Below are 24747 nucleotides of genomic sequence, written 5' to 3'. Positions count from 1 at the left end.
TGTTGGGTTTTGCTAGGTTCAACCCAACCTATTTTGAGAGATTTTATTTACTCTACACATTTCACACTTTTGATACTCCCATCTTCTTTGAGAGAAACGATTCTGACATTCACTGTTTGTCCTTCCTGAAGTAACCCAGCTTTCTTGGGTTCCTTCTCGGTTAACTTAATAGTTCCCAGTATTTCATAGGTCACCTTATTACCACTGATTTTAGTAACTTTAGCTTCTAAGATTTGGTCAACTTGGAAATTCTGAGATTCCATTACCTTAGCAATTTCTTGTTGACGTGCTGATTCTACAGTCAATATTTTAGGTGGGGCGATTTCGCCAATGGGTACACCCCCATCTTTGTAATAAAACATTAGCCGAGATACCCAGCCTAATATTTGTAATATTGTTGTGGCATCGGTAATGGTTTTGAGGTAATCACTACAGGTTGATTCTATATTGCGGTAATATAGCAGAGTTTTACTACTGTGTCCAATTTGTCTACCATATCTAACGAGGGTTTTCAGATAGGTGAAAAACTTTACACTGGCATTGGTTTCATTGACAATACTCCGTAAATATGCGATCGCTTTTCGTAATTCGTTGACGTCTGTATCTTCTTTTACTAATGTTTGAGCGATCCCATGGGCAATTTCCCATTGTTTATCTGTTATAGTCATAATTAATAGATTCCTGCTGGTGGTTGGCGATCGCTAGGGTAACGTAAAATAGCGGCGAGTTTTTCTAGTTGCGGTTTCTCAATTAAGCGAGAGTGAGCAGCTTGAATATGTTGCTGTTTAAATTGTGCTAAATTCTCCCCGGTGATTTCATCAGGTGCACTGACTTGATAGGATGAATAACGCTGTGTTAAATCTTGCGGTTGGAGAATTTTGTCAATACTCACAGTCATTGTTCCCATACCAATAGGTTTACCGCCACCTACTTTTAAAGCTATGGGATATTTGGGGTCTTGTCCTAAAGCAATTAACAAAGTCCCTAACTCTTCTGATAATAAATTCTTAAAGTGTAATTGGGTCATAAAAGTGTATTCTCTTCCTGCTTGCTGTACCGCAACTCCAGAATTTTCACCTTTATCAATTGCTTTATTTGTGGTAAAATAGAATTTACGTCCTGCTGCTTTACCTGTGATGAAATAAGCCTGAGTATTAGGACGAGGAGAGTATAAAGAAGGCATAAAACCTAGAGAAAAATCCGTTGTTGTACAGGTTGCATCATTAAAATCAAGTAACCCTTGCCAATTTAAAGCCCCAAAAACCCGACTAGCTGGGCAAAGTTTTTCTTTATTTTTACAAGGTAAACGATCATGCGGCATTTTATCTTTATATTTATTAGTTACAACCCCCAAGGTACTATTAGTAATAGCCTCGTATACAGAACGGATGCAACCTTTGAGGGAACTTCCTTGAATTGACAGTTTTTGGTCAACATCCTGCACCATTGTTTTAATTAAGGAAACTTTGCGGTTAATGTCGCTACCGAGAACAACTAAGCCGGTGGAAACGTGTAAGGATGTTTGTACTTTTAGGGTAAGATATAAAGTACCATGCAGGCGATTCCTAAAATATTTGTGATGTCCCACTGGTCGCTGTAACTTGGGGGGTTCTTTGGGGAAAGGGACGAGTTGGTAAGGTTTGGTTACAGGGTCGCTAGGAGTTTTTGTCATATTGATGATCACGCACAGACGCAGAGGTTTACAGGTAAAGTGTTTATTTTTTGATTGTCAGGGCGACAAAGTGGACTGTTGCGGTGTTTTTATCGATGAAATATCGCTGAGAGATATCGTTTTTTGGCTGTGGGAGGTGTTTGGGAAAGCGTCTATCTGTGGGAGAAAGTAAGTAAGCATCCCGTTGTTGCGTTTCCCAGGTTTCACCTATTTTGATAAAATCTAGTTCTGTTGGGGCGATACTTAAAAGTAGAAGTTCGTAATTATCCTTTGGTTTTCGCTTCCATCTCAATTCCCATTCCTCATTAAACATTTGTCCCTCAAGCATGGGAAAATGTTTTTCTTCCGGTACTGTTTCCCAATTTTCACTAACTTGATGACTCCAACGACAAAAATAGTAGCTGGGTTGAATGGCTAATTTATCAATTAATTGTAGCAGTTCGGTCACTGATACGGTTTTTTTCACACCTACAAAAGCGGTCATTTAGTTACCCCCAGTAATTCACTCCAAGACCTGACACCGCGCTCAAATAAATCATGAACAGTACCTACTGGCCAAGTCAGTTTCACACCAAAACCTAAATCCATTTCTTGAGCAGCAACAGGTGTATCTTGATGGTCTGGTGTGGGGAAACCATATAATTGTGCTTCTTGTGGTGATAAAAATTCTCCTACACCTAACAGGTAAGTGTGAGACCATTGTTTTGGATGACCCAAAGCTAAAATTTGTTTATCTTCTGACAAAATACAACCTGGATATTGCACCACAGCTTGATTTAATTTCACTTGAACAGTCCCCAAACCGCGAGATTTAGCGAAACCTAAACCAAACCAACCATCATTTAAGTCACGCAACACCAAACCAATTAAACCTAACTGTCCCAAAGTGAAGTTTTTTAAATGTATTTTCGTGTGAAATTGTCCAGATGTGCAGACTTGGTAATTAAACGGACCAACTGCTACAGAACCAAATACTCTATCAATAGCTACGCCGTTTCTTTCTTCCAGTTTTAAGGGTACAGATTTATCAGGATAAGCGTCTTCTATTCTCAGTCTGCTAGCGATGGAAGTATTACCAAATATTTGGTCTGTAAAGCTGGAGAGTTGATATAAATTGCTGCCGATATTAGAATCATTTTGATTGTGTTTTTTGAAATTCTCTAAATAACAATCCTTTGTTACAGGGTTATTTGCCCAAAGTTTTTGATTATTCTCTGATGGACGCTCTTCACTCCCCACAGTCCTGACTATGCGTTCTCCATGGGCGCGAATTGCACCTTTTAAACTGCTTCCTGGTAAATATATGGAACGTCCCCCTGGGTGATAGGTTTCGACAAATTCCATATCTGGCTTAGTGGGGTCTGCGCCTTCTTTACCAGATTTAATTAAAATTGGTCCATTGGGTATGATGGTTAAATCAATGGTACAGTGGTTAACAAATCTTTTGTGCATGACTAAAATTGGTAAAGAAAATATTGGTTTTTAGGCTACTAAATTATTTAGCTGTATTTGACACTGTTGGAAAATAAAATTAACAGCAGCAAATAATTTATTTAATTCATAAATGGTGTAGGGAGTAATATTTCTGGTAAATTTGTCAGTGTCTAATTTCCCAAATTGCCATGTAAGACCATTAGAAACTATCCCATAAAGAATAATGGCATATTCTGCATTTAGTTTTTGAGCCGCAATCATTTCTGCTAGACATTGCGCCCAACCAGCTTCAAAGTTATCTTGCTTGGCTTCTACTAAAATGAAATATGGTTGATCAAAAACTACTTTTCCTAATGGGGAACGTTTAGCCAAAATATACTCAGGAAACCCGGATAAATTTTCATCATAGTTGAATGATTGATGACTCCATAAAATGAAGTGATTCCGGTATGTTTTCCAAACTTCTTTGAGTAGGGGATAAATCAGATTTTCGCAAATGGCAAATTCTGAGTTATTTACAACCCCATCCCCCATGATTATTTCCAAATCTTCCCGGAAATAATCAGATACTTGAAATTCAACAGCACTGATAAAATTAGCTTCGGTATAAGTGACTTGAAATGCTTTGAGAACTTCACCAATGCTTTTGTAATTACTAAAAGCCATATTTACCTCTGAACTTCAGCATTATTCTTAGGTACTTTGTTTGTCAGGTATTCAATTAATTTTTCTACCCAATAATCTTTAAATTCCCCTGCGTCTTCGTAGGCGCTTTCGTCTCCCATTACCAATTTTTTGAGATAATCTAGTAATAAGTGTGGTTGATTTTCGGGATAGTCAAACCAGCGCATTTTATCTATATCTAGTTTAACAACACCCAAGCCACGCGATCGCCCACCACCTAAAGGTATCTGTTCTGTCTCAAATTGGTGTAACCCAATCATCAACAGTCCCAGTTCCCATTCTTGGGCGTTTTCAACTACGGCTTTAAAGTCAAATTTTGTCCCCCCAGGAACAATTTGGAAGTCATAGAGTTTACCATCTGCGGCGGTTTCGGTGTCTCTATCTATAGCTACACCGTCTCTTTCTTGGTACTGTCCAAACCAGGTATCAGGTAATACGGTTAAGTCCCGTACTTGAAATTTACTCGCTATCCAAGGGGAACCAAACAGGTGAGATACTAAATCTGTATGCTGGAGGATTTCTTGGGTTAAGGTTTGGTCATCATTACAGGATGCTTTTAATTTGTTCATCTCCTGAGAGGTAATTGACCATTCCGCCTCAATTGCAGGATTAGCTACTAATTTACGATTATTACCTACAATACCCCGGAGGAAACTTTCAAGACGCGATCGCATTGCACCTTTAAAGCTCGACCCTGGTATTAACGGTTGTCCTAAAGCATCTTTAATTACAGGTAAATCTGAGCCTATGGGTTCTGTGGAACGTCCAGCACTGATGCGTAAGGCTGTAATTGTAGTGAGTTTACCTGTGATTTCTAGGCGGTTTTTGAATGTGTCAAACATAAACTTTAGGGATGCTAAAAAAGAGAGGATTTATTCACGCAGATGCGCACCAGGCGCAAAGAGGAGGGTGATTTTTAAAGTCTTTCACTGCGTTGAACATGGTCGTGGGTTCCATAGTATCGCAATGATAAAATTCCTCCTTCTATAACTTTGCAACTAATTCTGAGACTACGGTTAACACGAAAATGATCTATGTTATTAGAATTTTGATATCGGGTGTAGTTTACTGGTTGAAAAAGTACGCTGGTGTCTCCATTAGATGCAATTAATAAAGCTGAAACTTTGGCCAGGTCTTCTTGTAGAGTTACTTTCTGTTTTGGATCTCTAATTCTGTTGTAATCTGCTCGGAATGTGTCTGTAGATTCCAATTTGGGAAATTCTAATAAATTTTTGGATAGTAAATTATGTTTACACTCATCCCAAATCAATTTTCCCCAAGTAGATAAAACTTTTTTACCATTAAAATCGCCAATGATAGCTTCGGGAATTTCTGTAATTTCTGATCCAGAAATTCCCGCACCTTCCGCCATTAAAGCTAACTGAACTTTATAAGGTTCAATTAGTGATTCATCTACTTTAATTGGTAGGCGAGGTATTGTAATTAAATTAGATTCTTTCCCTTCAAAAATATAAATTATCTCATGGGCGTAAAACATACCGATTGTATTTAAATAGCCTTGTAAGCTCTTAAAACTTCCAACCAAGTTAAAACAAATTTTGTAACTATCTTTCAAAGGTAAGATTCTTTCACGTAACCATACGAGTAAATCATCTATACCTTCAGAAAATGATTGAGTTGTCGCTGTTGATAATCCAGATGGTGTATAAATCTCCGTATTAAATAATTCCTGTTTACGCAAAAATTCCTTGACAATTTCCGCAGTGGCTTTACCTTGGGCGGTATCGGTAGAAACTAACCAGTGAATATCTTGTGTTCCATGCTGTAATTTTTCTTTATACAACCCATAAATACCATTCAGTTCCGCACTAGCTAGCCTAATCTGAGTAATTGAACTGTTTTCTAGTTTGGCTATTGCTCTGTTTTTGAGCGTTTCAATTATTGATATAACGTCTTTTGAAGTATTTTCTAAGGTTAAATTAGCAGCATCTCTCATATGAGAATACCAATCTTTTTCCGATTCCTCAGAACGGTTAATTTGATTCGTTAGTAAGCTAGTCCCAATGGTAGAAATAACAACCCGACGCATATGTTTTTTATCCTGCTTGTTTGGTTAGATATTTAATATTAATTATTTGTGAAATTCCACATTCTTTTGACTTGTTCCCTCCCTGCTTGCGGGGAGGGTTAGGGTGGGGTCATTTACATTTACCATCGCGTTTATATTTCAAATGACGCGCACCATAACCCAAGTAGCGGCGAATTAATTCCAGCCAAATTGGTTTAAAATCTGCTTGATGAGCATCAGCAATTGTTTGAGCGGTTTTCTTGATATTGCTATCAATATCTAAAATAACCTTTTCGGCGAGAGAGTCTCTACCCCTACCCCATTTTTTATCCCTTCCTACTTGATAGCGAATAAAGTTTTTAATCACTTCTGGACTATCAGTAGTGTCAGCTACCCGTACTAAGTTACGAAATTGCGATTCTTCTAAATCTCCATAACTGGTTTTATCTAAAGCGGTTTCAATCCAAATCACTAAATCATCTTCAACTAGACGAATACCTTTTTGGATTTTAAATTGTTTGTGTAAATCGTTTTCTGCAATCATTTTAGATTCTCCCTGAATACGTTATGAAACTGATTACAAATGTGGACTTGACCAAAGCCTTCGCAGGTGCGATCGCCTACGCCTTTTAGTTCCAATTCCTGTAATTTATCTATCCAGATATCTAGTTGATTGGTACTAAATAAATATACAGCACCTCTGTTAGTAACTAATTCAACATCTTTCATCAAACCCCAGGCCAAATTCCAGCCAGAACGGTAGTTGTAGCTACTATAGGCTACTTCTAATTTAATAAAGTTGTCTTTGGCTTCTTCATGGGTAAGTTGTGCAAATTCATCATCTAAACCGACAAATTCACATAACATTGAGGGGGAAATTACTGTAGTTCTTTGCCAGTTTTCCGTTAGGATGGTATCCGATTGCAGGTCTATAGTAAAATATGTGCGATTTTCTAACAGGTTTTCTTCAGGTTCTCCAAATACTGACCAAAGTTGCCAACGTGATCTTATTGTATCATTAAATGTGGCAATTCTTTGTTGAATATCTGTTTTTTTATCCTGAATTTCTGCTTTTATTTCAACTTTACCCAAACCTCTAGAAGTTGCACCACCTAAGCGGAAAATATAAGGATTTTGATTGATAAATTGCGTCAAAGATTGGGCTAAGGTATCCTCAACTAAAATTTCCCCCTGGTAAACTACAGGTTGCCAATTTTTCTCTTGCGGATTTTCAAGGAATGACTCGTTTAAAACTTCAATGCTGTAAAGTATATCATCCTCAGAGGTGGCGCGTTGACGGTTAATACCAACTCTGGTTAAAAAACGTTTTTTCACAGAATGACTGCGATATTCACCATCATGACAACTATAAAAACCGCCGAAAGGTTCAACCCTTGTATCTGTCTTATCTACTAAAGATTTTGGGTCACTCGGATCATACGAATAATTGTATGCATCTGCACAAAAACGGTCAATTAAAGTATCAAAAACTCCGTTACCTTTGGATTTGAATCCTGAACTTGTTTTAGAACTGACTGCTGTAGCTGGTAAAACCATGATATCGTTGATGGCTTCAGGTACAGCAGGATAAGCGTTATGAAAAATCGCCGGTTGGTCATTTAAAAATAATGCTTGAAAGTCACCGCCGTCCGTGGTTAAATCTTGCTCTGTATTGCCTGATAGTTGTAATATTTGAGATGCGATCGCCCCTCGAATCACAGAACCGGGAATATAGTCTTCCGCTTCACTGACGGAACCCTGTTTTTTACTGGCGATCGCTAAGGGCGATAAAGCTGTAATCTTTAATTTAATTCGCTGCATATTTCACCTTGGGTAACAACATCTCCCATGCTTGATCATCTGGTGCTAATTTTGGTAATTCTTTCCAACTCAACCAACCCAAACCTGCCGACTTACTACCACCTAAAGCGTGAATATGACGCAAACCTGCTAAAATCAAAGCCTGGGCGTATGGTGGACAGTCTGGTAATAAGTGAATTTCTCCCGTAAATTCCAATTGATTATGGGGTGGGGAAGTTTCCAGAAAATAAAGTTTTTTCTCTTCCGCGGTGCGACGGAGGCGATTGATTGTCACACCAGGGCGAATAACTTCGGGTAAATCTTCTCGTGATAGCTGACAAATCAAATCATCTACCACTATCCGAGATGGGAGTATGGGATTACCAAAGATTTGAGCAGTGAAACAGTGATAACCTTTATAACCTGTGACTTGATACTCACAGCGAAACTCGTTATTTACCTGTACTTCACTCGGACAAAGAATATCAGCTTTTGGGGATACAAAAATTTGCCATCCTAACCCCCTTGCGAGTTTTTCGCACTCATGGCGTAGTCTTCCTTTGAGTTGCGAACCGGGTATAATCAATTGTCCTTGGGCGTTGCGGACTATGGGTTTATCTGCGAGGGAACCATCGGAACCGCCAGCACCAATACACAAAGCAGTATCAATGATGGCTGTTAGGGAAATGGTTGTCACTGGATTTGGGGGTAAGTCCCGTAAATTTATCATGATTGCGATATTCCTTGTGGTGTTGTCAGCGCGGTATCATCCTGTTGTTTGGCGATAAACGGATACAAATCTACTAATTCTCTCCAGATAGTTTGATAGGCGACTTGATCTTTTTCGTCTTTGAAAGACATCCACGGCGCAAGATAGCCATTATTAGATTTAGCTGCACACCATGCTTCTTCAAATTGTTTTTTTAATAAATCTTGAGCTTTTTTATCACTCAATCGCACTCGGAAATAACGATAATTGAGTATGGCTGTCTGTTTTCCTTGTTCTAGTAAACTCCGAATCTGGTAGAGTTGCGATCGCGGAAATTCTGAGGTTTTCAAAGCTTCAGCAGTTGCTAACAGTCCCCCCAGTTCATGTAAAGTATAGGGTGCTGCATATAGCTTGAGTTTTTGTTTTTTGTTGGTATACTTGGTTAAGCCATCTGAGCGAAATTCATTAATATCAGATGAAATCATAGTTACAGATTTCATCACCAGAAAATCTACGGTTCCGCCATAGTAATCGACTTTCTTCAATTTCTTGGCGCGTGTTTTCGCCGATTTTAATAACTGTCCTGTCAGTTTCTCAGCATAATATATGGGTGTATCATCGGCGGTAATTAATACCCCACTGGACATACTTAATTTACATTGATCAGTTCCGGTAATTTTATCTGTAATTTGATAGCGGTGTACTAATTCTGGTTTATACTTTTTATCTGCTTTGTATCTCTTTCCTTTATTTAACAGGATTTTTTCAAATTCTTCGCCAATGGTTTGAGCGATCGCTAATGCTTTATCTGCGGGAACAATCAGCATTACATCATCCCCACCAATCGTTAAAATTTCAAACGGATGAATGCAGATACCATTTCGATGTAGCTTTTCTTGGTCTTTGATGTCATGAATTTGATGGGGGTGTAGATGTTTAGCGAGTGCGTAATAGACTGATTCTTCAGTTGCTTCAAAAATATCTTGACTGAATTGCTGATATTGATTTGGACTTTGAATTTTCTGGATGTAACCACCCATGTTATTACCATCAGCATAAATGTATGCTACAAAACCATTAGGCTTGCTAGCATTACCAATTTCTATCAGAGAACGTGCTTCATCTGGGTTTTTAATGTCGTTATAATATTGATGGGCTAATCCATGATTTTTACTCAAAAACTCTTCAAACTTTTGCACCCAACTGGGGATATAAATTTCTCCAGTGTTCCAATTGAAACCAGATTCTTTATACCAATTTTGAGAACTATCATCTCGTTTAGCTATTTGTCCCACAATCCGCTTCCGAGCTAAACTTTCGGAAAACAAAGGTTGGTTAGGAAGTTCTTCCGCTCTCATGACTGCGGAACAGCGATCGCTTTCATCTCTTACTATATAAGGATGAGTTTCAAACATTGGGGGATAACAGCGCAAAGGTCTATTTTTGCCCCGTAAACTATTACCATTACGCCGTTGATTGAATAAAGATGCTAGTTTCCCCGCCAATTCATTAAAACTCTTGCGTTCTTCAAAAGCTTGCTGTGAACTGATATCAGTTTGAGTAAAATAGGCTGTTATCAATTCATGATTGAGGTTTTGATGATATTTTTCTAGCCAAAATGTTTTCTCTATTTGGTTTGGTAATAACCCAAAGCGAATTTCTAAAGGTTTAAATTTTCCCCCAACAGCACAGGAGTTAGCTGTTAAAGTTTCTTCAGTATAACGTTTTTCAATGGCATTTGCTAAATCATCCACAAAGGCCGCCGGACAAAATGCTAAGATATTCCCCCCAGTAGAATAGATAATTAACTCTGGGATTAATGCTGCTGCTAAACCGGGAAAATTATCAGCTAACCATTGAGAAATGGTAATTGATTTTCTACCCTTACCAAAAAATGCCGGTAAATCAATTAAATTTATTCTGTCTAATAAGGCCGAAGCGCCACGGATATCGGGGAGTTTGGAAGCTGCAAAGACATACTGTTTAATTTTAGTCGCCCCACCATAAACTAAACCTATTTGCGAGTTCCACAGTTGGGGATATTCCTCTGTTAACTGCTGGAGTTCGGCGACAGTTTGGGGAAATGGTAAATCTTGTAATTGTTGGACTTGTTGAACTAAGTTTTGTAATGGGATTGGTACTTGTTCACCAGCACTTAAAGCCTGTTGCATTTGCTGTAAAACTGGTAAGTCAAACTCAGGTGTTTTCTCATTTCCCCAAGCTAAACACCAAGCGATCGCTATTGTCATAGAACTGGTATCTTCCATTTGACACTCCCCTAGGTTAGATTGAGGTGAATTTATTTATTTAAAAGTATTAATTTTCTCATTCGCTTTAAAAAAGCTTGGGGAACAGCAGCAGGTTCTCCGGATATCCACGGCCCAGCAGTCATTTCTAAATAGGGTTTCTGCTGATGAATGATTTCCGTGGGAGTCAGCACGCTATTAATCATACCGAGGGGTTTTAAATTACCTCGCTCGCCACAAAATTCATGCCAAGGATCAATAGCCTCAGCCAGAGAACTGATAATCAGATAATGGCTACAAGCCTCTAAAATTGGTAATTTTTGCGGTTGTTCCACCCCATCCACATCCACAATTACCAAAGACATTTCCCGCCGTAGCTGGAGGATAACCTGAGAATAGTGGGGAAAAAACTGATCTGTCAAAGAAGCGCGATCACCCCTATTAACAGCCTCCGTAGACAAATCTAAAAGGTAATTACCCTTACCATCCCAACGGGCGCGTTGCAGATATATATCAGGTGTTTCACAAGACAAAGCTGTAAACAAAGCATGAGAGAATACACTTTTACCGCTCTTTGGTGGTCCGACAATCATTAACGCCGGACATAATTGCTGGTGGTAACTATGAGGGGGATGTATATCAATTACTTCCCCAATATCAACCACATCACAGCGAGTTGCTACCACCACCGCACCTAAAGGCGCTTCATAACAAGCCACCCAAGCGGTAAAATATAGTTTGTCACTTAGATAAGCATACAACCAAATGGGGGCGCGTCCAGAAATTACCACACCGGCACTAGTATCAATACCAGATGGTAATTCTACACCTATTAAATCTTCTGGTTGAATCAGATGATCGCCTCTTGTTAAAGTAATTAATAAAAATTGGTATCTCCTACCTTGGTCAACCACTAATTCACTTAACTTTAATCGAAACCCCCCCTCAGTCATCAGCGTTTTTCCTTTTTTTGCAGTCTGGGTAGAACTACATCAGGATCATCCATCTTTTCGGAAACCCAACCGCCCAACACACCCACGCTGCGTTGCATTACCAGTTTTTTCGCCACACATAAAGACATACATATCCTCCTTTGAGATGAGTTGATTATCACATATATCTGGAAGAGGACTATTCCATGCACCTCCATCAATCTCGCCCAAAAGTGTTACCCCTTACTCCAGACAGTCCAACCCCGTTACAAGTGGAACCAACAGCATAAATCTTGCTATCCCCACCATGACTAACCGTAATTTTTATATAAATTAATACTATAAAAATAGTTGTATTATTTACGTAATGACCACCACATCCCCCAGGGGGAGGAAAAGTACAAACCCCACTGTTACCAATGAAAAATGCCCACAAGCGCGGGCATTAAGTAGGCTTTCTGTCACTTTTATTGGCTACAATCATGTTTGATCATGATGCTTTTATTTTTCTGGATTTTTCCCAATAAATCAAGTGCTTAAAGCGGTAATTTTAGACATAAATAGCGAAATTATATCTTTTTAGTGACCCATTTTAGAGATGATCATAGAAAGAAATTTATCGAATATACTATCTGGTGATTCTGTTTTGCAGTTCAGCCAATCATCTTAAGATAATCTTAGGATATGCCAACATAAGTATCCAGATTTATATGTCTACGCCACCCAATTTCTCAGAGGATGTTTGGAAAGTATTAAACAGGTAATTTTTATCTTAGGGAACACACCGAACAGGGAACAGGGAATGGGGAACACGGTTCGACTTCGCTCACCGACCGGACAAAAAACAATCAAATCCAGTCCCCAAACCTTACAAGGGGAGGGTTAGGGAGAGATCAAACAATAGTTGATACACTAATCATGACTTATCAAACAACCTCTCAGATAAACCTAGCCTGTTAAAGGGCAAGATTTAATCTGATTGATCATTTTTAACGGCAATTAGGGGTAACTACAACTGGTATATACAACTATATACAACAGAAAAAATGTTCAGACACCTGATTAATTAAATCACAATCATGAATTGGTATTTACTACCATAAACATTCTCTTATTCAGCTACATTATTCAGACAAAACTCACATATTTATGTCAGTTAGCCTTGAGACTTTCATCCAAATTTATATTAAAACTATAAGTGTGGTCAGGTTGAAAACCCCAGGTATTCCCAGTCTTGGGGTTTTATTTTTTCTACCCATCCCCCATTCCCAATTCCCCCCAATACCGAATATTAGCCCTAAGATAGATGAAATTAGATGACTAATTGCCCTATGTTATGGCAAATAAAACAAAGAGCGTCAGGTTTGAGGGTGTATCTGCCCTAAATCCATCTACCCATGGTTACATTGCCAAAGAGTGAGAAAGTCCTCAATAGCTCTGGTCAGTTCCCCTCCATTAAGATAGAGTTTAACCAAGCTATGAATGTTTTGAGACAATGCGATTGATTTTATACAGCAAGCCCGGATGTCATTTGTGTGAGGGTTTACAAGAAAAATTAGAACAAGTCGAAAACCTCAACTTTGAGTTAGAAATTCGGGATATTACCACTCGTGAAGATTGGTTCTTAGCTTATCAGTATGATGTACCGGTTCTTTGTTTATCTAACCATATAGGTGCACAAGACACGGAATCAGGGGTAATTGAGGAGCGTTTACCCCGTCCTTCTCCCCGTGCAAGTGTACAGCAGCTGGCGCAAATGTTGGGTAAATATTTAACCATTTAGAAAAAAATAATGCAGAATAGGCGCAAGAGATTTGTGTGACGAGGTTCACTAGAATGAAATTGCGTGAATTACTGGCGGTTGTGGATGGTGTTAATTACTCTTTTGTCCCTGATGTAGAAGTCAAGGGTTTAAAGACTAATTCTCATGCTTGTAGTATGGGTGATTTATTCATTGGAATGCCGGGAACCAGGGTAGATGGTGGGGATTTTTGGCCTAGCGCGATCGCCTCCGGTGCTGTGGCGGCCATTGTTTCACCCCAAGCATTACAAAATCATCCTCCCACAGATGGGGCTATTGTTGTCAGTGCAGCGGATATGACTAAAGCCTGCGCCCAATTAGCGGCGGCTTTTTACGGTTATCCAGGAAAAAAACTCCAGCTGGTGGGTGTGACTGGTACTAATGGTAAAACTACCACAAGTCATTTAATCGAATTTTTCCTCCGTCAAGCTCATCTATCTGTGGCTTTGATGGGAACTCTTTACACTCGTTGGCCTGGTTTTGAACAAACTGCCCTCCACACCACACCCTTTGCTGTGGAATTACAAGAACAGTTAGCAGCAGCTGTGAATGCTGGTTGTGAGTTTGGCAGCATGGAAGTTAGTTCCCATGCTTTAGCCCAAGGTCGAGTTTTAGGGTGTGAGTTTGAGGTGGGGGTGTTTACAAATCTCACTCAAGACCATTTGGACTATCACAGGGATATGGAGGATTATTTTGCTGCCAAGGCTTTATTATTTACTCCCGAATATCTCAAGGGACGGGCGATAATTAATGCTGATAATGCCTACGGTCAGCGTTTAATTGCATCTTTAAGTATATCAGCACCGGTGTGGAGTTACAGTGTTAATGATAACAGCGCCGATTTTTACATGAGTAATTTAACTTACGAGCCTCATGGTGTGAGCGGTATGTTACATACCCCAAAGGGTAATGTGGCTTTTTGTTCTCCCTTGGTGGGGCAGTATAATTTAGAAAATCTTTTGGCGGCTGTGGCGGCGGTTTTGCATTTAGGAATAGATTTACACTTGGTGGCTGCGGCTATACCCGAGTTTCCTGGGGTTCCCGGACGTATGGAACGTGTCCAAATTACTTCTGAGCAAGAAGTTAGTGTAATTGTGGATTATGCCCACACCCCTGATAGTTTGGAAAATTTGCTCAAAGCTGCACGGCCGTTTATCCCCGGGAAGATGATTTGCGTGTTTGGCTGTGGAGGCGATCGCGATCGCACTAAGCGCCCTAAAATGGGGAAAATTGCCGCAGAATTAGCAGATATAGCGGTTGTAACTTCAGATAATCCCCGCACTGAAGACCCAGAACAAATTTTACAAGATGTTTTAGCAGGAATTCCTGAGACTGCTCAACCAATGGTAATATGCGATCGCGCTACAGCCATTCGCACTGCGATTTTACAAGCCCAACCCGGCGATGGAGTCTTATTAGCTGGTAAAGGTCACGAAGACTACCAAATTCTCGGCACTGAAAAAATTCACTTTGACGACCGAGAACACGCACGGGAAGCTTTACAGGAAAGACTCAAGACCCCTTAACATCAAAATCAAACACTGACGTTTTGTTTACTACTAACTTCCAAAGGTAAGAAAATAGTCACAACTTCCCCATAGTGTTGGCGTTGGCGGACAATCAATTTACCGCCAATAGCCTGAAATAGGTGCTTTGTGGCGGCAATATTTAAAGTAATCGTACCGGTTTCTGGCTGAAACATCAGTAATTGCCCCAAGGCTTTGCGAATTGGCGGTGTAACATTACCCGTGGCGACGCTAGTACCTGAGCAATGCAATTGGGGTGATAATTGTAACTTTAGTTGGTCTCCCGCCGGAATCACTTGCACTTGAATATGACTTCCTGGGGGTAAACTGCGGGTGAAATTCTCCATCAACCCTGTGAGTACCTGATCTAACATATTAGGGTTACTCACCACCGTGGGCAATTGCTGCGGTAAAACCACATCTAAAGTCAAATTTCGCCGATGTGCCGCCTGTTGCCAACGGGGTACACTCTGCCGTAATACCTGGTCTAAAGACATAGCTGTCAGTTGACTACTGGAAGATTTCACCGGAGGGGAAGTTTCTAATTCTGCGGCTTTAAACAGTAACTCCATCCGGTCAATTTGCTCGGTACACTCGTGATCAATAACTTCTAGCCGATTAGTTACTTTAGCCGGTAAATCTTGGCGTTTCAGTAGTAAGCGAGTCAGGGTGCGAATTGTTGTTAAAGGTGTCCGCACTTCGTGAGCAAAAGCCTGGAGTAATTCCACATCGGGGATTGATGTGTGAATATGGGGAGTTGGGGATGGTTGGGGGGGTAGGCTTTGCCCTTCACCATCTGCTGTGTCTTCTAATACTCCTTGATTGGCTGGGACTGCTGTTAATTCCTCAAGTAACAACCGGCTAAACTCCATCACCATGCGGTAATCTGGTGTCATTGACCCATAGTTTTGAACTAATATATCCAGTTCAGCCCCCAATTCTGGATTAGTCAGCATTACCCTGGCACTCAGCGCTCTCCAAGCCTGCTCTACTACTTCCGGCTCAAAGGAAAATGAAAATCTTTGATTACCTGTGTTGTCTTCTGCCAAAACCAGCACTAATCTAAATTTTTCCGTGAAAACTAAGCAAAACCTCTCTCCTATCAGTGGATCGGCTGGTAGTAAAGCTAGCACTGATTCATGGGAAACCATTTCTTGCTCTCCTGCGTCCATGACACTCGGCATCTGAAATGGCATCAATGCCAAGGGGTTAAATGGCTGGGCTGTAAAGGTGACAGTTTGCAAGCTCTGAGTTAGTGCTGGCTGACTAAATAAAGGTGCTGGTGCTGCTAAAACTAACCCTTTGTTCCCATCAGGTGCAGCAGTTACTAAACTCTTGATTAGCAGTTGTTCTGTTGCAGCCACACTCACCCGCCACTGTCGCTCGGCTTTGGTAGGTGTGCATTCAGCCACAGTTGCCTGACTGGCGGCTACAATTTCACTCAGGCTTGGCAAGATCCATTGATACACAGGTATTCACCCCTTAATTGAAGAGCGATGGCAGCGTTTAAATTAGACATTTGACTACTACCCATGAGGTTATATTCTTTTGTGTACTTGCAACAGTAGTATAACCGAACATTATAGGCGCAATTTCCCCTTTTATTAGTTCAATTCCGAGATTGTCAACTCACCCTTGAATAAATGAGTTCCACACCGTTTACAAAACTTAGCATCTACATCATGGAAAGCTAAACCGCAACCGGAACAAACTATTTCTAGCTGATTAGCAGTTTTCACCAATCGCTTAATTAAGTCCCCTACTTGCCAAGGAATTAAAGAAATACCTGTCAAAATCATTAATACTGTCAGCAAGCGACCTAATTCTGAAATCGGGGTCAAATCCCCAAATCCCACTGTTGTCATCGTCACCACAGAAAAATAAAACGCATCCAAAAATGTGCAAAAAACATCAGGGTTGACTGGATGTTCTACCTGATAAATTAAGCCAGAGTAAATAAATATAATGGCAAATAAAGTAAATAAAATTCTGGCAAATATTTCCCCATCTTCGGTGGTGATAGTACCAAATAAAAATTGTCTATCTATTAATCTAATTAACCTTAAAATTCTAAAACATCGCAAGAGGCGAATAAACCTCAAATCAACTCCTCCTATGAAAAATGCTAAAATTGCTATTAAGTCAATAGTTGCGTAAAAACTAAAAATATAGTTAAATTGATTTTCTGCACTCCACAGGCGCACTGCATATTCTCCAGCAAAAAATATCAGGATTACAATGTCAATAACATTTAAATCTATCAGAATATGCTCAGGAATATTATAAGTCTCAGCGACAAACATCCCTGATGATAGTAGCACCAAAACGGTAAGTGTTAAATTAATCACTTTACCTGCTGGTGTTTCTAAGTCCTTTAAGTAAAATTCTGTTTGTTTTCTGGTTAGTAACATATTCAACACTTTTGACAAAATACAAATAAAAGTTAAATAGGATATGATGAGAATTTATCATTAATAAATGACTAATTCCGATGCAACCAGAATATTTTATGCGCCTAGCACTAGAAGAAGCTCAAAAAGGAGACGCTCCTTATGGTGCTGTAATTGTTAAAAACCAAGAAGTTGTTGCTGTTGCTCATAATACCGTGAATCGAGATAGCGACCCATCAGCCCATGCAGAAATTAACGTGATTCGCAGCTTAACAGCTAAACTTAAAAGCCCTTCCTTAGTAGGGTATACAATATATACCACTGGTGAACCTTGTCCTATGTGTGCTACAGCCTGTGTGTGGGCGGGGATATCTGAAATTGTCTATGGTGCTTCCATTCAAGATTTAGTCTCGGTGAATCAATCACAGATTCTTATATCCTGTGAAGAGGTCATTACTCAATCATTCAGAAATATTAAAATCACAGGTGGGATTTTAAAGCATGAATGTTTGGCATTATTTAATTGAGCAAAATATGTTTTGATAATTGTTGAAAATATTAACAAGTTGGCTCTAAATAAGCTAAAAATCTGTTAGCGATAATAGCTGCTTGGGTGCGATCGCGTAAGTTCAAGCGATGCAAAATATTGGTAACATGATTCTTCACAGTCCCCTCAGATATATAAAGTTGCTGGGCAATTTCCCGGTTATTAGCCCCCATAGCAATTAATCGGAGCACTTCTTTTTCTCTGGGGGTCAGTTGGGCCCAACTAGCTGGGACTGGAGGTAACTGGCTTGGTGTCACCGCCGAAAACTGGGTGACAAGTTTTTTTACTATTCCCGGACCTAGTTGTGTATATCCTTTATTAACGGCACGAATGGCAACAGCCAACTCTTCTGATGGTGTATCTTTAAGCAAATAACCCATAGCCCCATTTTGTAGGGCGGTTTTGACATATTCATCGTCATCAAAAGTTGTCAATACTAAAATTTTCATTCCTGGACAACGCTTTTTAATTTCTCGTGTAGCTGCAACACCATCCATAATCGGCATTCTGATATCCATGAGAATGACATCAGGTTGTAGTTTTTCACTCAAATTAATCGCCTCTTCGCCATTTTCTGCATAGTTATTTGTAGGGAGTCTTAAACCCATAATCCCAAAAATAATTAGACTAAAAATAGTCAGTTCTGGAAAGCTAGCATTAAACCGAGGATAAGGAGATGGTACCGCAGCAGTGACAACAGCCATCGCCAGTAATACCCACTCCAAATACAGCAAAAACCCAAAAGGATGATTATTAATTGTAATAGGTCGATTCATACAAATAATTTAGAAATAATTTAGAGATAATTTATATGTTTAATCTAGTTCACAGAGAATTACCCGTTAAATTTTTTATTACGATTCATGACTTTAGTCATGGGTTGAATCGTGACTTTATTCTCATCTCACTTTCATAGGGGATTTATTATCATGGTGACATCAAGGCAAGATACTACAAGAGATATTATGAAACTTAAACCATTATCCCTACTAGCTGCAGCAATTGCCTTAACTGTAACTGCAATGCCTGTTGCTGTTCAAGCACAAACCAGAACCTCTTCACCCATAGAAGTAGGACAAACATCTAGAGGAAAAAGAGGTGAAAAAGGTCGTTGGGGTTGGAATCGCTTGAATTTGACAGATATCCAAAAAGCTCAAATGCAGGCCATTAGAAGCAACACTCACACTCAAATCGAAGCAATTCTTACCCCGGAACAAAAAGCAACATTGACCGATGGTCGAGGAACACGCCGGGGTCAAGATCGACAATGGGGTTGGGCTAAGTTAAATCTAACTGAACAACAGAAAACCCAAATGCGCCAAATCCGGGAATCTTCTCAACAACAGATGTTAGCAGTTCTGACCCCAGAGCAACGGCAACAAATGCAGGAAATGCGCCAAAATATGCGATCGCGCCGTCACCAAGATAATTCTCCAAATAGAGAATAAAAAAATTAAGTCAATACCTAGTAAAACTTAGGAGTTTTGAGTTATGAGTTAATCAAGACTCCTAGCTTGATTAACATGACTCAAGAATTTGCCATTGGTAGTAAAGTAAGAGTTGCTGCACTACCGCCCTACCTCAAAACCGCAGAGCCCATGCCCATGCTACGCCCCCCCGATGTGATTTCTTTAGGGGAAGAAGGTATATTAATTGACCGCAGACCAGGGGGGTATTGGGTTATACACTTTACTAAGGGCAATTTTCTGTTGGAGAGCCAATATATTGAAAGCACAGATATCCCACCCCCACATCACGAGGGTAACGAAGAATTGTAAACTTGTGTAAAGTTGTCATTTTGGTCAGCACCATGATTTCTCGGCGCAATTTTTTCAATATATTACTTGTCAGCTGTTTTGCCCTCATTAGTTGGTTGCATCTTACCTCGGCGGCTGATGCACTAGGTGGTCAACTTCCGCCCATTAATCAGCCAGCACCAGAGTTCACTTTGCCCACTAATACAGGTGATGGTACAGTTTCTCTCTCCAACTTCCGGGGTAAGTGGGTAGTCCTGTATTTTTATCCCAAAGACTTTACCTCTGGTTGCACTATTGAAGCTCGTCGTTTTCAGCAAGACCTACCCAAATACATAGATAAAAACGTTCAGATTATTGGTGTTAGTGCTGATGATGTTGATTCCCACGCCGAATTTTGTGATTCACAGGGGCTAAAATTTCCCCTCTTATCTGATACCACTGGGGCGGTGAGTAAAGCTTATGGTTCTTGGATCGGTGTTGTATCCATGCGCCATAGTTTTATCATTGATCCCCAAGGAATTTTGCGTGAGATTTTTGTGAAAGTCAACCCATCAATTCACAGTACAGAAGTTTTGGCGCAACTGGAAAAGTTGCAATCTCAGACCATCCCAGTCCAGCTATCAGCTTCTTAGTCCTGAAGAATTGGGCTGAAGAATCCATACCTCAACCTAACTATTGACTAGATTTTGACGGTTAACTGTCAAATTGTAACCGTCAATTTTCTCCAGCTTTTTCTTGCAGCAGCGATCGCCACCTTTCCAGGGCTTTTTCTCCCCACAACCAATTCTGACTGAATTGATTGATCTCGAAATCCACTGGTTGATTGGCGATCACCATATCTCTCAACTTGATAGCTTCATTAACATATTGTATTTTTTTATTAATAGAAACTTGATTAGATGCAGATGTATACAGCCCCAGTGCTAATCCAGCATAGGAAGTTAAAGCTGCTTCCGGCAATTCGGTACTTATAGCTACTGGTGCAGTAGAGGCAATTTTTTGCTCATTGAGAGCTAAATTCAAGGCTTGGAACCAATAAGAATTAGCTTGATTGAGATTTCCCTGTGCATAGTAGGCAAACCCCAAAGCATTATTATATAAAGGTGAATTTGGTTCAGATTCTAACGCACTTTCCCAATAACGGCGGACATCATTAATACTATATTTCTGGTTTCCAGCCTGAACAAACTGCCATGCTAATCGCCCTTTTAAAAAGTTCACAGATGAATTATCCAGTTGGTTTTGCGGAACTAAATCCAGTGAGGCTTCCGCCTGAATCCGTGCATTCCGATTGAGTAGTTCTGTGATCAATCGTAGTCCTTCCTTTAAGTCACCTTGACGTAATTTTTCTTTAGCCTTGGTAGTTATGATTTCAGTCCTGACATGTTTAAGGTTGATTTCAGGCTGAATATCTTGGGTTGGAGAATTGTCAAAAATTGACTCTTGAGCGGGCTTAACTATTTTCTTTGGAATCGGAAAGAACCAGAGAATAATTACACATAAGGCACTTACACCCACTATACCCATAATCAGCCACAGTAGATAACGAGTAGGAGCTAAAGGAAGTGATGGAGCTTGTGATGATGAGCTTCCTGGGGCGGGAGTATTCCTGTTTTGTCTCAAATATCTAGGGGCTGGCGGTGGGGATTCTAGTATTTCTTCACTTAATTTTAGTTTCTCATCCTCACAGGCAGTATTTTTGGGCAGATGATATTCCTGAACTCGGTTATCTGTAATCCCTTCTACCGGGTTCCCATGGGGAATTTCCTGATTTAGCTCACGAAACAAATCTGAAACTAAAGCCGAATCCTCCTCATAGTCAGGATCATCAGACTCAATTTCATCTACTAAGTCGCCCCATGTGTCTTCACCTAACCAGTCTACATCTGAGAGATTGGGTGCTGTTGGTATAGAATCATCACCTACACCATAAGAAATAATCTCATCAATCGGTAAAACTATGTCTGTATCATCAGCGAGATAGGTAGAGGTGGAATTTTCCCTCAAAGGCGGCTGATGAGTATACTCCCTGAGTGAGTCTGCACCTAAATTTTCAGCACTTACAGATATTTCAGGACAGAACGAACCGTCGAAATCCTGTTGGAGATATAAAATTGGTAATGCCCAGTAATTCTGGTGAGAACCATAGGCAGAAATTAATCCCTGGCGCACTAGATTGACACACAAATCTACAGGATATCCCTGACTGAGCTTGTGGTAAAACAATTGTGTCAGCGTCAGTGCTACTTCATCGGGAATGCGTTCTGACATAGCCAAAACGCTGCCAATTCCTCGCTTCACTAGGCTTTCTGTCAAGTTACGTTGAGCAGTAGTGTCCCCACCCGTGTCGGATGTAGCTGTGTATGCTCCCCAACAGGAGTTAAACACAACCATTTTAATATTATTGTTGACTAGCAACCCTGCTAAATCATCACCAGTAAGAGTTTCCGTTAACCCAGTTCTTCTACTGACAAGGTAAATTTGTCCGCCTTGGGGACTTGGGCTACTATGACCAGAGTAGTGTAAGATTTGGTATTTTCCTTGCTCTAAGGCTTGGGTTAATTCTTCCCGACCTGGTTGATCTAGTATAGTCAGTGAAATCTCTGGTAAATGATGACCACTTTTGTCAGTTCGTCCTTTCTGACGGTGAAGTTCCTCTTGGAGGTTGATAGCTTCTTGTTTGAGTAAATCAAGGCGGACTTGATCCGGAGGAGAAGCTAGTACCATTAAGACTTTGACTTTTCCAGTTTCTGGCAATTTTGATCTACTTCTCAATGGCAACCGAGATCCAGCTATTGTTCCGCTTTGGTAGCGAGAAAAAGCAAGATAAGGGCCAGTAGCCAGAGGGCGATCGCCTGCGTGCATCACTTCCCAGGGTAGACGTGCTAACCTGACATCTTTTAGACCCAATCGTAGGTGCAGCAATTTTTGGTGGTTTTGGGCAATCCCTTGGGCGGTAATCCAACTGTCTCTGAGAGTACCTTGAAATAGTGCATTGTACAATTGCTGTCCCAATGTCACCAGATTCAAAGAGTTCCTAGGGTTGGCTCTTCCCTCGAACACCGATTTGAGAGGGTCATTCATCAGATGTCCAGCAGATACTAACCACTCAGTGACAGGCCAGGTTACCAGTTCTTCTGCCAAAGGCACCCCAGGCGCGACTTGTTCCGTCCGCACCAAGTAGTCATTTTGCCCTACTGGGGTTACGGAAATATGAAATTCCTGGGTCACAACTTTTCCTGTTCGCCTCCTTAATCGAATTGAAACTTTGAGTTTCAGTTCTATACTTTTGCCCCTTCTTACACCTTAGATGCATTCTGCTACTGAATGTTTCTCAGGAAGGTTATTTTTGCGGTTCCTTGGCTGTCAGTTTATCCGCATCACTTGCCCCTGCCTAGCTAAATTTAATTTATTGAACGAAGTTGACATACTCACTGACCTTGAAGGTCGGTGATTCTTGACAGTTCACAGTAACTCGCTGCCGAAACAGTCTTACAGTCACTCCCTGTCCGTTTTAGGTCGTGCCGATGCCCCATGCCGACCATCTCTACGTTCTTAGCAGCATTCTCATCTCTGTCTGCAAGAGTGTTGCAATTCAAACACAACACTGACCGAACAGACAAATCAATCTTGCCCCAACGATACCCACAACAAGAGCAAACCTGGCTAGTAGGTTCCCATCTGTCAATTACTCTGAAATCCCGTTTAAGTTTCTCAGATTTAGCCTCACAAAAAGTTCTGAATTGCCACCACCCTTGCAAATTAATCGCCCTAGATAGTCTACGGTTTTTGAGCATTCCTGAGACATTCAAATCCTCCAAAACAATTACTTGGTTATTGTTAACTATTTTGGTTGATAGCTTATGTAAAAAATCTTTTCTGGTATCAGAAATATTGTTGTGTAGTTTAGCTATCCTTATGCGAGTATAGTTTCTCCTTTTTGAATCTTTTTGTTGACGCGCTAATTTTCGCTGCAATTTACGAATCTTGCGCTCATGTTTTGAGTAGCTAGGGCTTAAAACTTTTTCTCCATCGCTCATTGTAGCAAAAGTTTTCAAACCCAAATCAATACCTACGCTTTGGTTTTTGGCAACAGTAATATTGGGTTCAACTTCTACAACGAAGCTAAGAAAATAGCGGTTAGCACAATCTTTAATCACTGTAACTGAGCTAGGTTCAGATGGTAGCTCTCTTGACCAAATTGGTTTGATACTCCCAATTTTAGCCATGTAAACTACTTCATCTTTTATAGAGAACGCAGCCTTAGTAAACTCTGCTGATTGCGAGTTGGTTTTCTTCTTAAATCTAGGGACACCAACCTTTTTACCTTTTCTCTTCCCCTTAAGGGAATTGAAAAAATTTTTGTAAGCAACATCTAAATGCCTAAGAGACTGTTGTAATGGCACTGAAGAAACATCAGATAGCCATTTTCTCTCTTCAGTCTTTTTAGCTTGGGTCAGCATCGCCGAGAGTTTGTTGTATCTAGGCAGCTTTTCAGATTGTTTGCAGAACGCTAAAGCATCATTCCAAACAACCCTAACACAACCATACAACCGAGCTAAACTCTGTTGCTGTTGGTCTGTTGGGTAAAATCTGTACTGATATCTAGCTTTCATGCTTTGTGCTAAGATTGGTCTGTTAAAATAAATTCTACATTATTTAGCCAAAAATGACAAGTGGTTTAAGACATGAAAGACACGGTGTTTCAGACCTGAAAATACATTTGGTCTGTGTCACCAAGTATAGAAGCAAAATTTTTACTAATGAAAGTCTTGAACTAATTCACAAATCATTTGTAGATGTAGCAAGAAAGATGGATTTCCAAATACTTGAGTTTAACGGAGAATCAGACCACATCCACGCAGTAATTGAGTTCCCTCCTAAACTTTCAATATCTCAAATTATTAATGCTTTAAAAGGTGTGTCTAGCCGTAGATACGGTCAAGCTGGATTCCCTAAACCCTATGGAAAGCAGGCTCTATGGAGTCCTAGTTACTTTGTGTCTTCTGTTGGTGGTGCGCCACTTGACGTCCTTAAGAAATATATCCACAATCAAGAAAAGCCGTCGTAGAACGACGGGGTTTTAAACCCATTTTTTCGATAACCTCTATTTTATGCTTTTCTCCGGAAAAGGGTAGATGTGCTGTGGAGATGGAATTAGTAGATGCACCCTGATAACTAACTCCCCTGATTGGCTAACACCGGTTAGGGGATTTTTTT

General features: G+C 40.2%; 24 protein-coding genes and 1 pseudogene. 7 read left to right on the top strand and 18 right to left on the bottom strand.

Annotation, left to right across the window (positions count from 1 at the left end; genetic code table 11):
• Positions 1-47 precede the first annotated feature (47 nt).
• From IM676_RS18130 to IM676_RS20080, 13 genes are all read right to left on the bottom strand, one after another.
• Positions 48-668, bottom strand: a complete 621-nt coding sequence (locus tag IM676_RS18130; protein WP_200988169.1) for a hypothetical protein — start codon at positions 666-668, stop codon at positions 48-50.
• Positions 669-670: 2 nt separating this feature from the next.
• The gene (locus tag IM676_RS18125) at positions 671-1672 is read right to left on the bottom strand and encodes an RAMP superfamily CRISPR-associated protein (protein ID WP_200988168.1); all 1002 of its coding nucleotides are present in this window, start codon (positions 1670-1672) and stop codon (positions 671-673) included.
• Between the two features lie 43 nt (positions 1673-1715).
• The gene (locus IM676_RS18120; protein ID WP_200988167.1) at positions 1716-2156 is read right to left on the bottom strand and encodes a hypothetical protein; all 441 of its coding nucleotides are present in this window, start codon (positions 2154-2156) and stop codon (positions 1716-1718) included.
• Complete coding sequence (locus IM676_RS18115; protein WP_200988166.1) at positions 2153-3124, bottom strand: RAMP superfamily CRISPR-associated protein; 972 nt, start codon at positions 3122-3124, stop codon at positions 2153-2155. Before IM676_RS18115 ends, IM676_RS18120 begins: the two co-directional genes overlap by 4 nt.
• A 30-nt stretch (positions 3125-3154) precedes the next feature.
• The gene (locus IM676_RS18110) at positions 3155-3772 is read right to left on the bottom strand and encodes a hypothetical protein (RefSeq protein WP_200988165.1); all 618 of its coding nucleotides are present in this window, start codon (positions 3770-3772) and stop codon (positions 3155-3157) included.
• A gap of 2 nt (positions 3773-3774) precedes the next feature.
• Complete coding sequence (csx7, locus tag IM676_RS18105; protein WP_200988164.1) at positions 3775-4632, bottom strand: type III CRISPR-associated RAMP protein Csx7; 858 nt, start codon at positions 4630-4632, stop codon at positions 3775-3777.
• A gap of 74 nt (positions 4633-4706) precedes the next feature.
• Positions 4707-5840, bottom strand: coding sequence for a CRISPR-associated protein (locus tag IM676_RS18100; protein WP_200988163.1), 1134 nt, complete (start codon positions 5838-5840; stop codon positions 4707-4709).
• A gap of 109 nt (positions 5841-5949) precedes the next feature.
• Positions 5950-6363, bottom strand: a complete 414-nt coding sequence (locus IM676_RS18095) for a hypothetical protein (RefSeq protein WP_200988162.1) — start codon at positions 6361-6363, stop codon at positions 5950-5952.
• Positions 6360-7640, bottom strand: a complete 1281-nt coding sequence (gene csx10, locus IM676_RS18090; RefSeq protein ID WP_200988161.1) for a type III-D CRISPR-associated RAMP protein Csx10 — start codon at positions 7638-7640, stop codon at positions 6360-6362. The genes IM676_RS18095 and csx10 overlap by 4 nt, the downstream gene beginning before the upstream one ends.
• Entirely contained in the window at positions 7627-8349 is a 723-nt protein-coding gene (locus tag IM676_RS18085; RefSeq protein WP_200988160.1) for an RAMP superfamily CRISPR-associated protein, read from the bottom strand. The genes csx10 and IM676_RS18085 overlap by 14 nt, the downstream gene beginning before the upstream one ends.
• Positions 8346-10595: a type III-B CRISPR-associated protein Cas10/Cmr2 gene (gene cas10 / locus IM676_RS18080; protein ID WP_200988159.1), complete on the bottom strand. Its 2250-nt coding sequence runs from the start codon at positions 10593-10595 to the stop codon at positions 8346-8348. The genes IM676_RS18085 and cas10 overlap by 4 nt, the downstream gene beginning before the upstream one ends.
• 32 nt (positions 10596-10627) lie before the next feature.
• Positions 10628-11527: a CRISPR-associated ring nuclease Crn3/Csx3 gene (gene crn3 / locus IM676_RS18075; RefSeq protein WP_200988158.1), complete on the bottom strand. Its 900-nt coding sequence runs from the start codon at positions 11525-11527 to the stop codon at positions 10628-10630.
• Positions 11527-11655, bottom strand: a complete 129-nt coding sequence (locus IM676_RS20080; protein ID WP_263973148.1) for a hypothetical protein — start codon at positions 11653-11655, stop codon at positions 11527-11529. The genes crn3 and IM676_RS20080 overlap by 1 nt, the downstream gene beginning before the upstream one ends.
• Before the next feature lie 1346 nt (positions 11656-13001).
• Between IM676_RS20080 and IM676_RS18070 the strand changes: the two are divergent.
• Positions 13002-13309: pseudogene (locus tag IM676_RS18070) on the top strand (glutaredoxin family protein).
• 33 nt (positions 13310-13342) lie between these two features.
• Positions 13343-14833: a UDP-N-acetylmuramoyl-L-alanyl-D-glutamate--2,6-diaminopimelate ligase gene (locus IM676_RS18065; protein WP_200988156.1), complete on the top strand. Its 1491-nt coding sequence runs from the start codon at positions 13343-13345 to the stop codon at positions 14831-14833.
• 8 nt (positions 14834-14841) lie between these two features.
• Here IM676_RS18065 and IM676_RS18060 read toward each other — a convergent pair whose 3' ends face one another.
• Both IM676_RS18060 and IM676_RS18055 read right to left on the bottom strand, forming a co-directional pair.
• Entirely contained in the window at positions 14842-16302 is a 1461-nt protein-coding gene (locus IM676_RS18060) for a sensor histidine kinase (RefSeq protein WP_200988155.1), read from the bottom strand.
• A 135-nt stretch (positions 16303-16437) separates the two neighbouring features.
• A complete protein-coding gene (locus IM676_RS18055) occupies positions 16438-17244 on the bottom strand; it encodes an ion transporter (RefSeq protein WP_200988154.1) in 807 nt (268 codons plus the stop codon).
• Between the two features lie 80 nt (positions 17245-17324).
• On the opposite strand from IM676_RS18055, the gene IM676_RS18050 reads away from it, so the two are divergent.
• Entirely contained in the window at positions 17325-17750 is a 426-nt protein-coding gene (locus IM676_RS18050) for a nucleoside deaminase (RefSeq protein WP_200988153.1), read from the top strand.
• A gap of 31 nt (positions 17751-17781) precedes the next feature.
• Here IM676_RS18050 and IM676_RS18045 read toward each other — a convergent pair whose 3' ends face one another.
• Entirely contained in the window at positions 17782-18546 is a 765-nt protein-coding gene (locus IM676_RS18045) for a response regulator (protein WP_404799808.1), read from the bottom strand.
• Positions 18547-18735: 189 nt separating this feature from the next.
• On the opposite strand from IM676_RS18045, the gene IM676_RS18040 reads away from it, so the two are divergent.
• From IM676_RS18040 to IM676_RS18030, 3 genes are all read left to right on the top strand, one after another.
• On the top strand, positions 18736-19218 hold the full coding sequence (locus tag IM676_RS18040; protein WP_200990271.1) for a P pilus assembly/Cpx signaling pathway, periplasmic inhibitor/zinc-resistance associated protein: 483 nt from the start codon (positions 18736-18738) through the stop codon (positions 19216-19218).
• Positions 19219-19293: 75 nt separating this feature from the next.
• Positions 19294-19548 (top strand): regulatory protein SipA, encoded by a 255-nt coding sequence (gene sipA, locus IM676_RS18035; protein WP_200988152.1) that lies wholly within the window; start codon positions 19294-19296, stop codon positions 19546-19548.
• A 32-nt stretch (positions 19549-19580) separates the two neighbouring features.
• The gene (locus tag IM676_RS18030) at positions 19581-20159 is read left to right on the top strand and encodes a peroxiredoxin (protein WP_200988151.1); all 579 of its coding nucleotides are present in this window, start codon (positions 19581-19583) and stop codon (positions 20157-20159) included.
• A gap of 82 nt (positions 20160-20241) precedes the next feature.
• Here the strand turns inward: IM676_RS18030 and hetF are convergent, their stop codons facing one another.
• Both hetF and IM676_RS18020 read right to left on the bottom strand, forming a co-directional pair.
• Entirely contained in the window at positions 20242-22758 is a 2517-nt protein-coding gene (gene hetF / locus IM676_RS18025; protein WP_200988150.1) for a cell division protein HetF, read from the bottom strand.
• Positions 22759-22958: 200 nt separating this feature from the next.
• A complete protein-coding gene (locus IM676_RS18020; RefSeq protein ID WP_200988149.1) occupies positions 22959-24143 on the bottom strand; it encodes an RNA-guided endonuclease InsQ/TnpB family protein in 1185 nt (394 codons plus the stop codon).
• Between the two features lie 53 nt (positions 24144-24196).
• Between IM676_RS18020 and tnpA the strand changes: the two genes are divergently transcribed.
• Positions 24197-24598 (top strand): IS200/IS605 family transposase, encoded by a 402-nt coding sequence (gene tnpA, locus IM676_RS18015; protein WP_200988148.1) that lies wholly within the window; start codon positions 24197-24199, stop codon positions 24596-24598.
• The last annotated feature ends 149 nt before the right edge of the window (positions 24599-24747 follow it).

Origin of the sequence: Anabaenopsis elenkinii CCIBt3563 (assembly GCF_015245355.1) — a bacterium.
In the GTDB taxonomy this organism is placed as follows: domain Bacteria; phylum Cyanobacteriota; class Cyanobacteriia; order Cyanobacteriales; family Nostocaceae; genus Anabaenopsis; species Anabaenopsis elenkinii.
The sequence above is the reverse complement of the archived record's forward strand: the minus strand, read 5'-3'. Positions and strand labels throughout refer to the sequence as shown.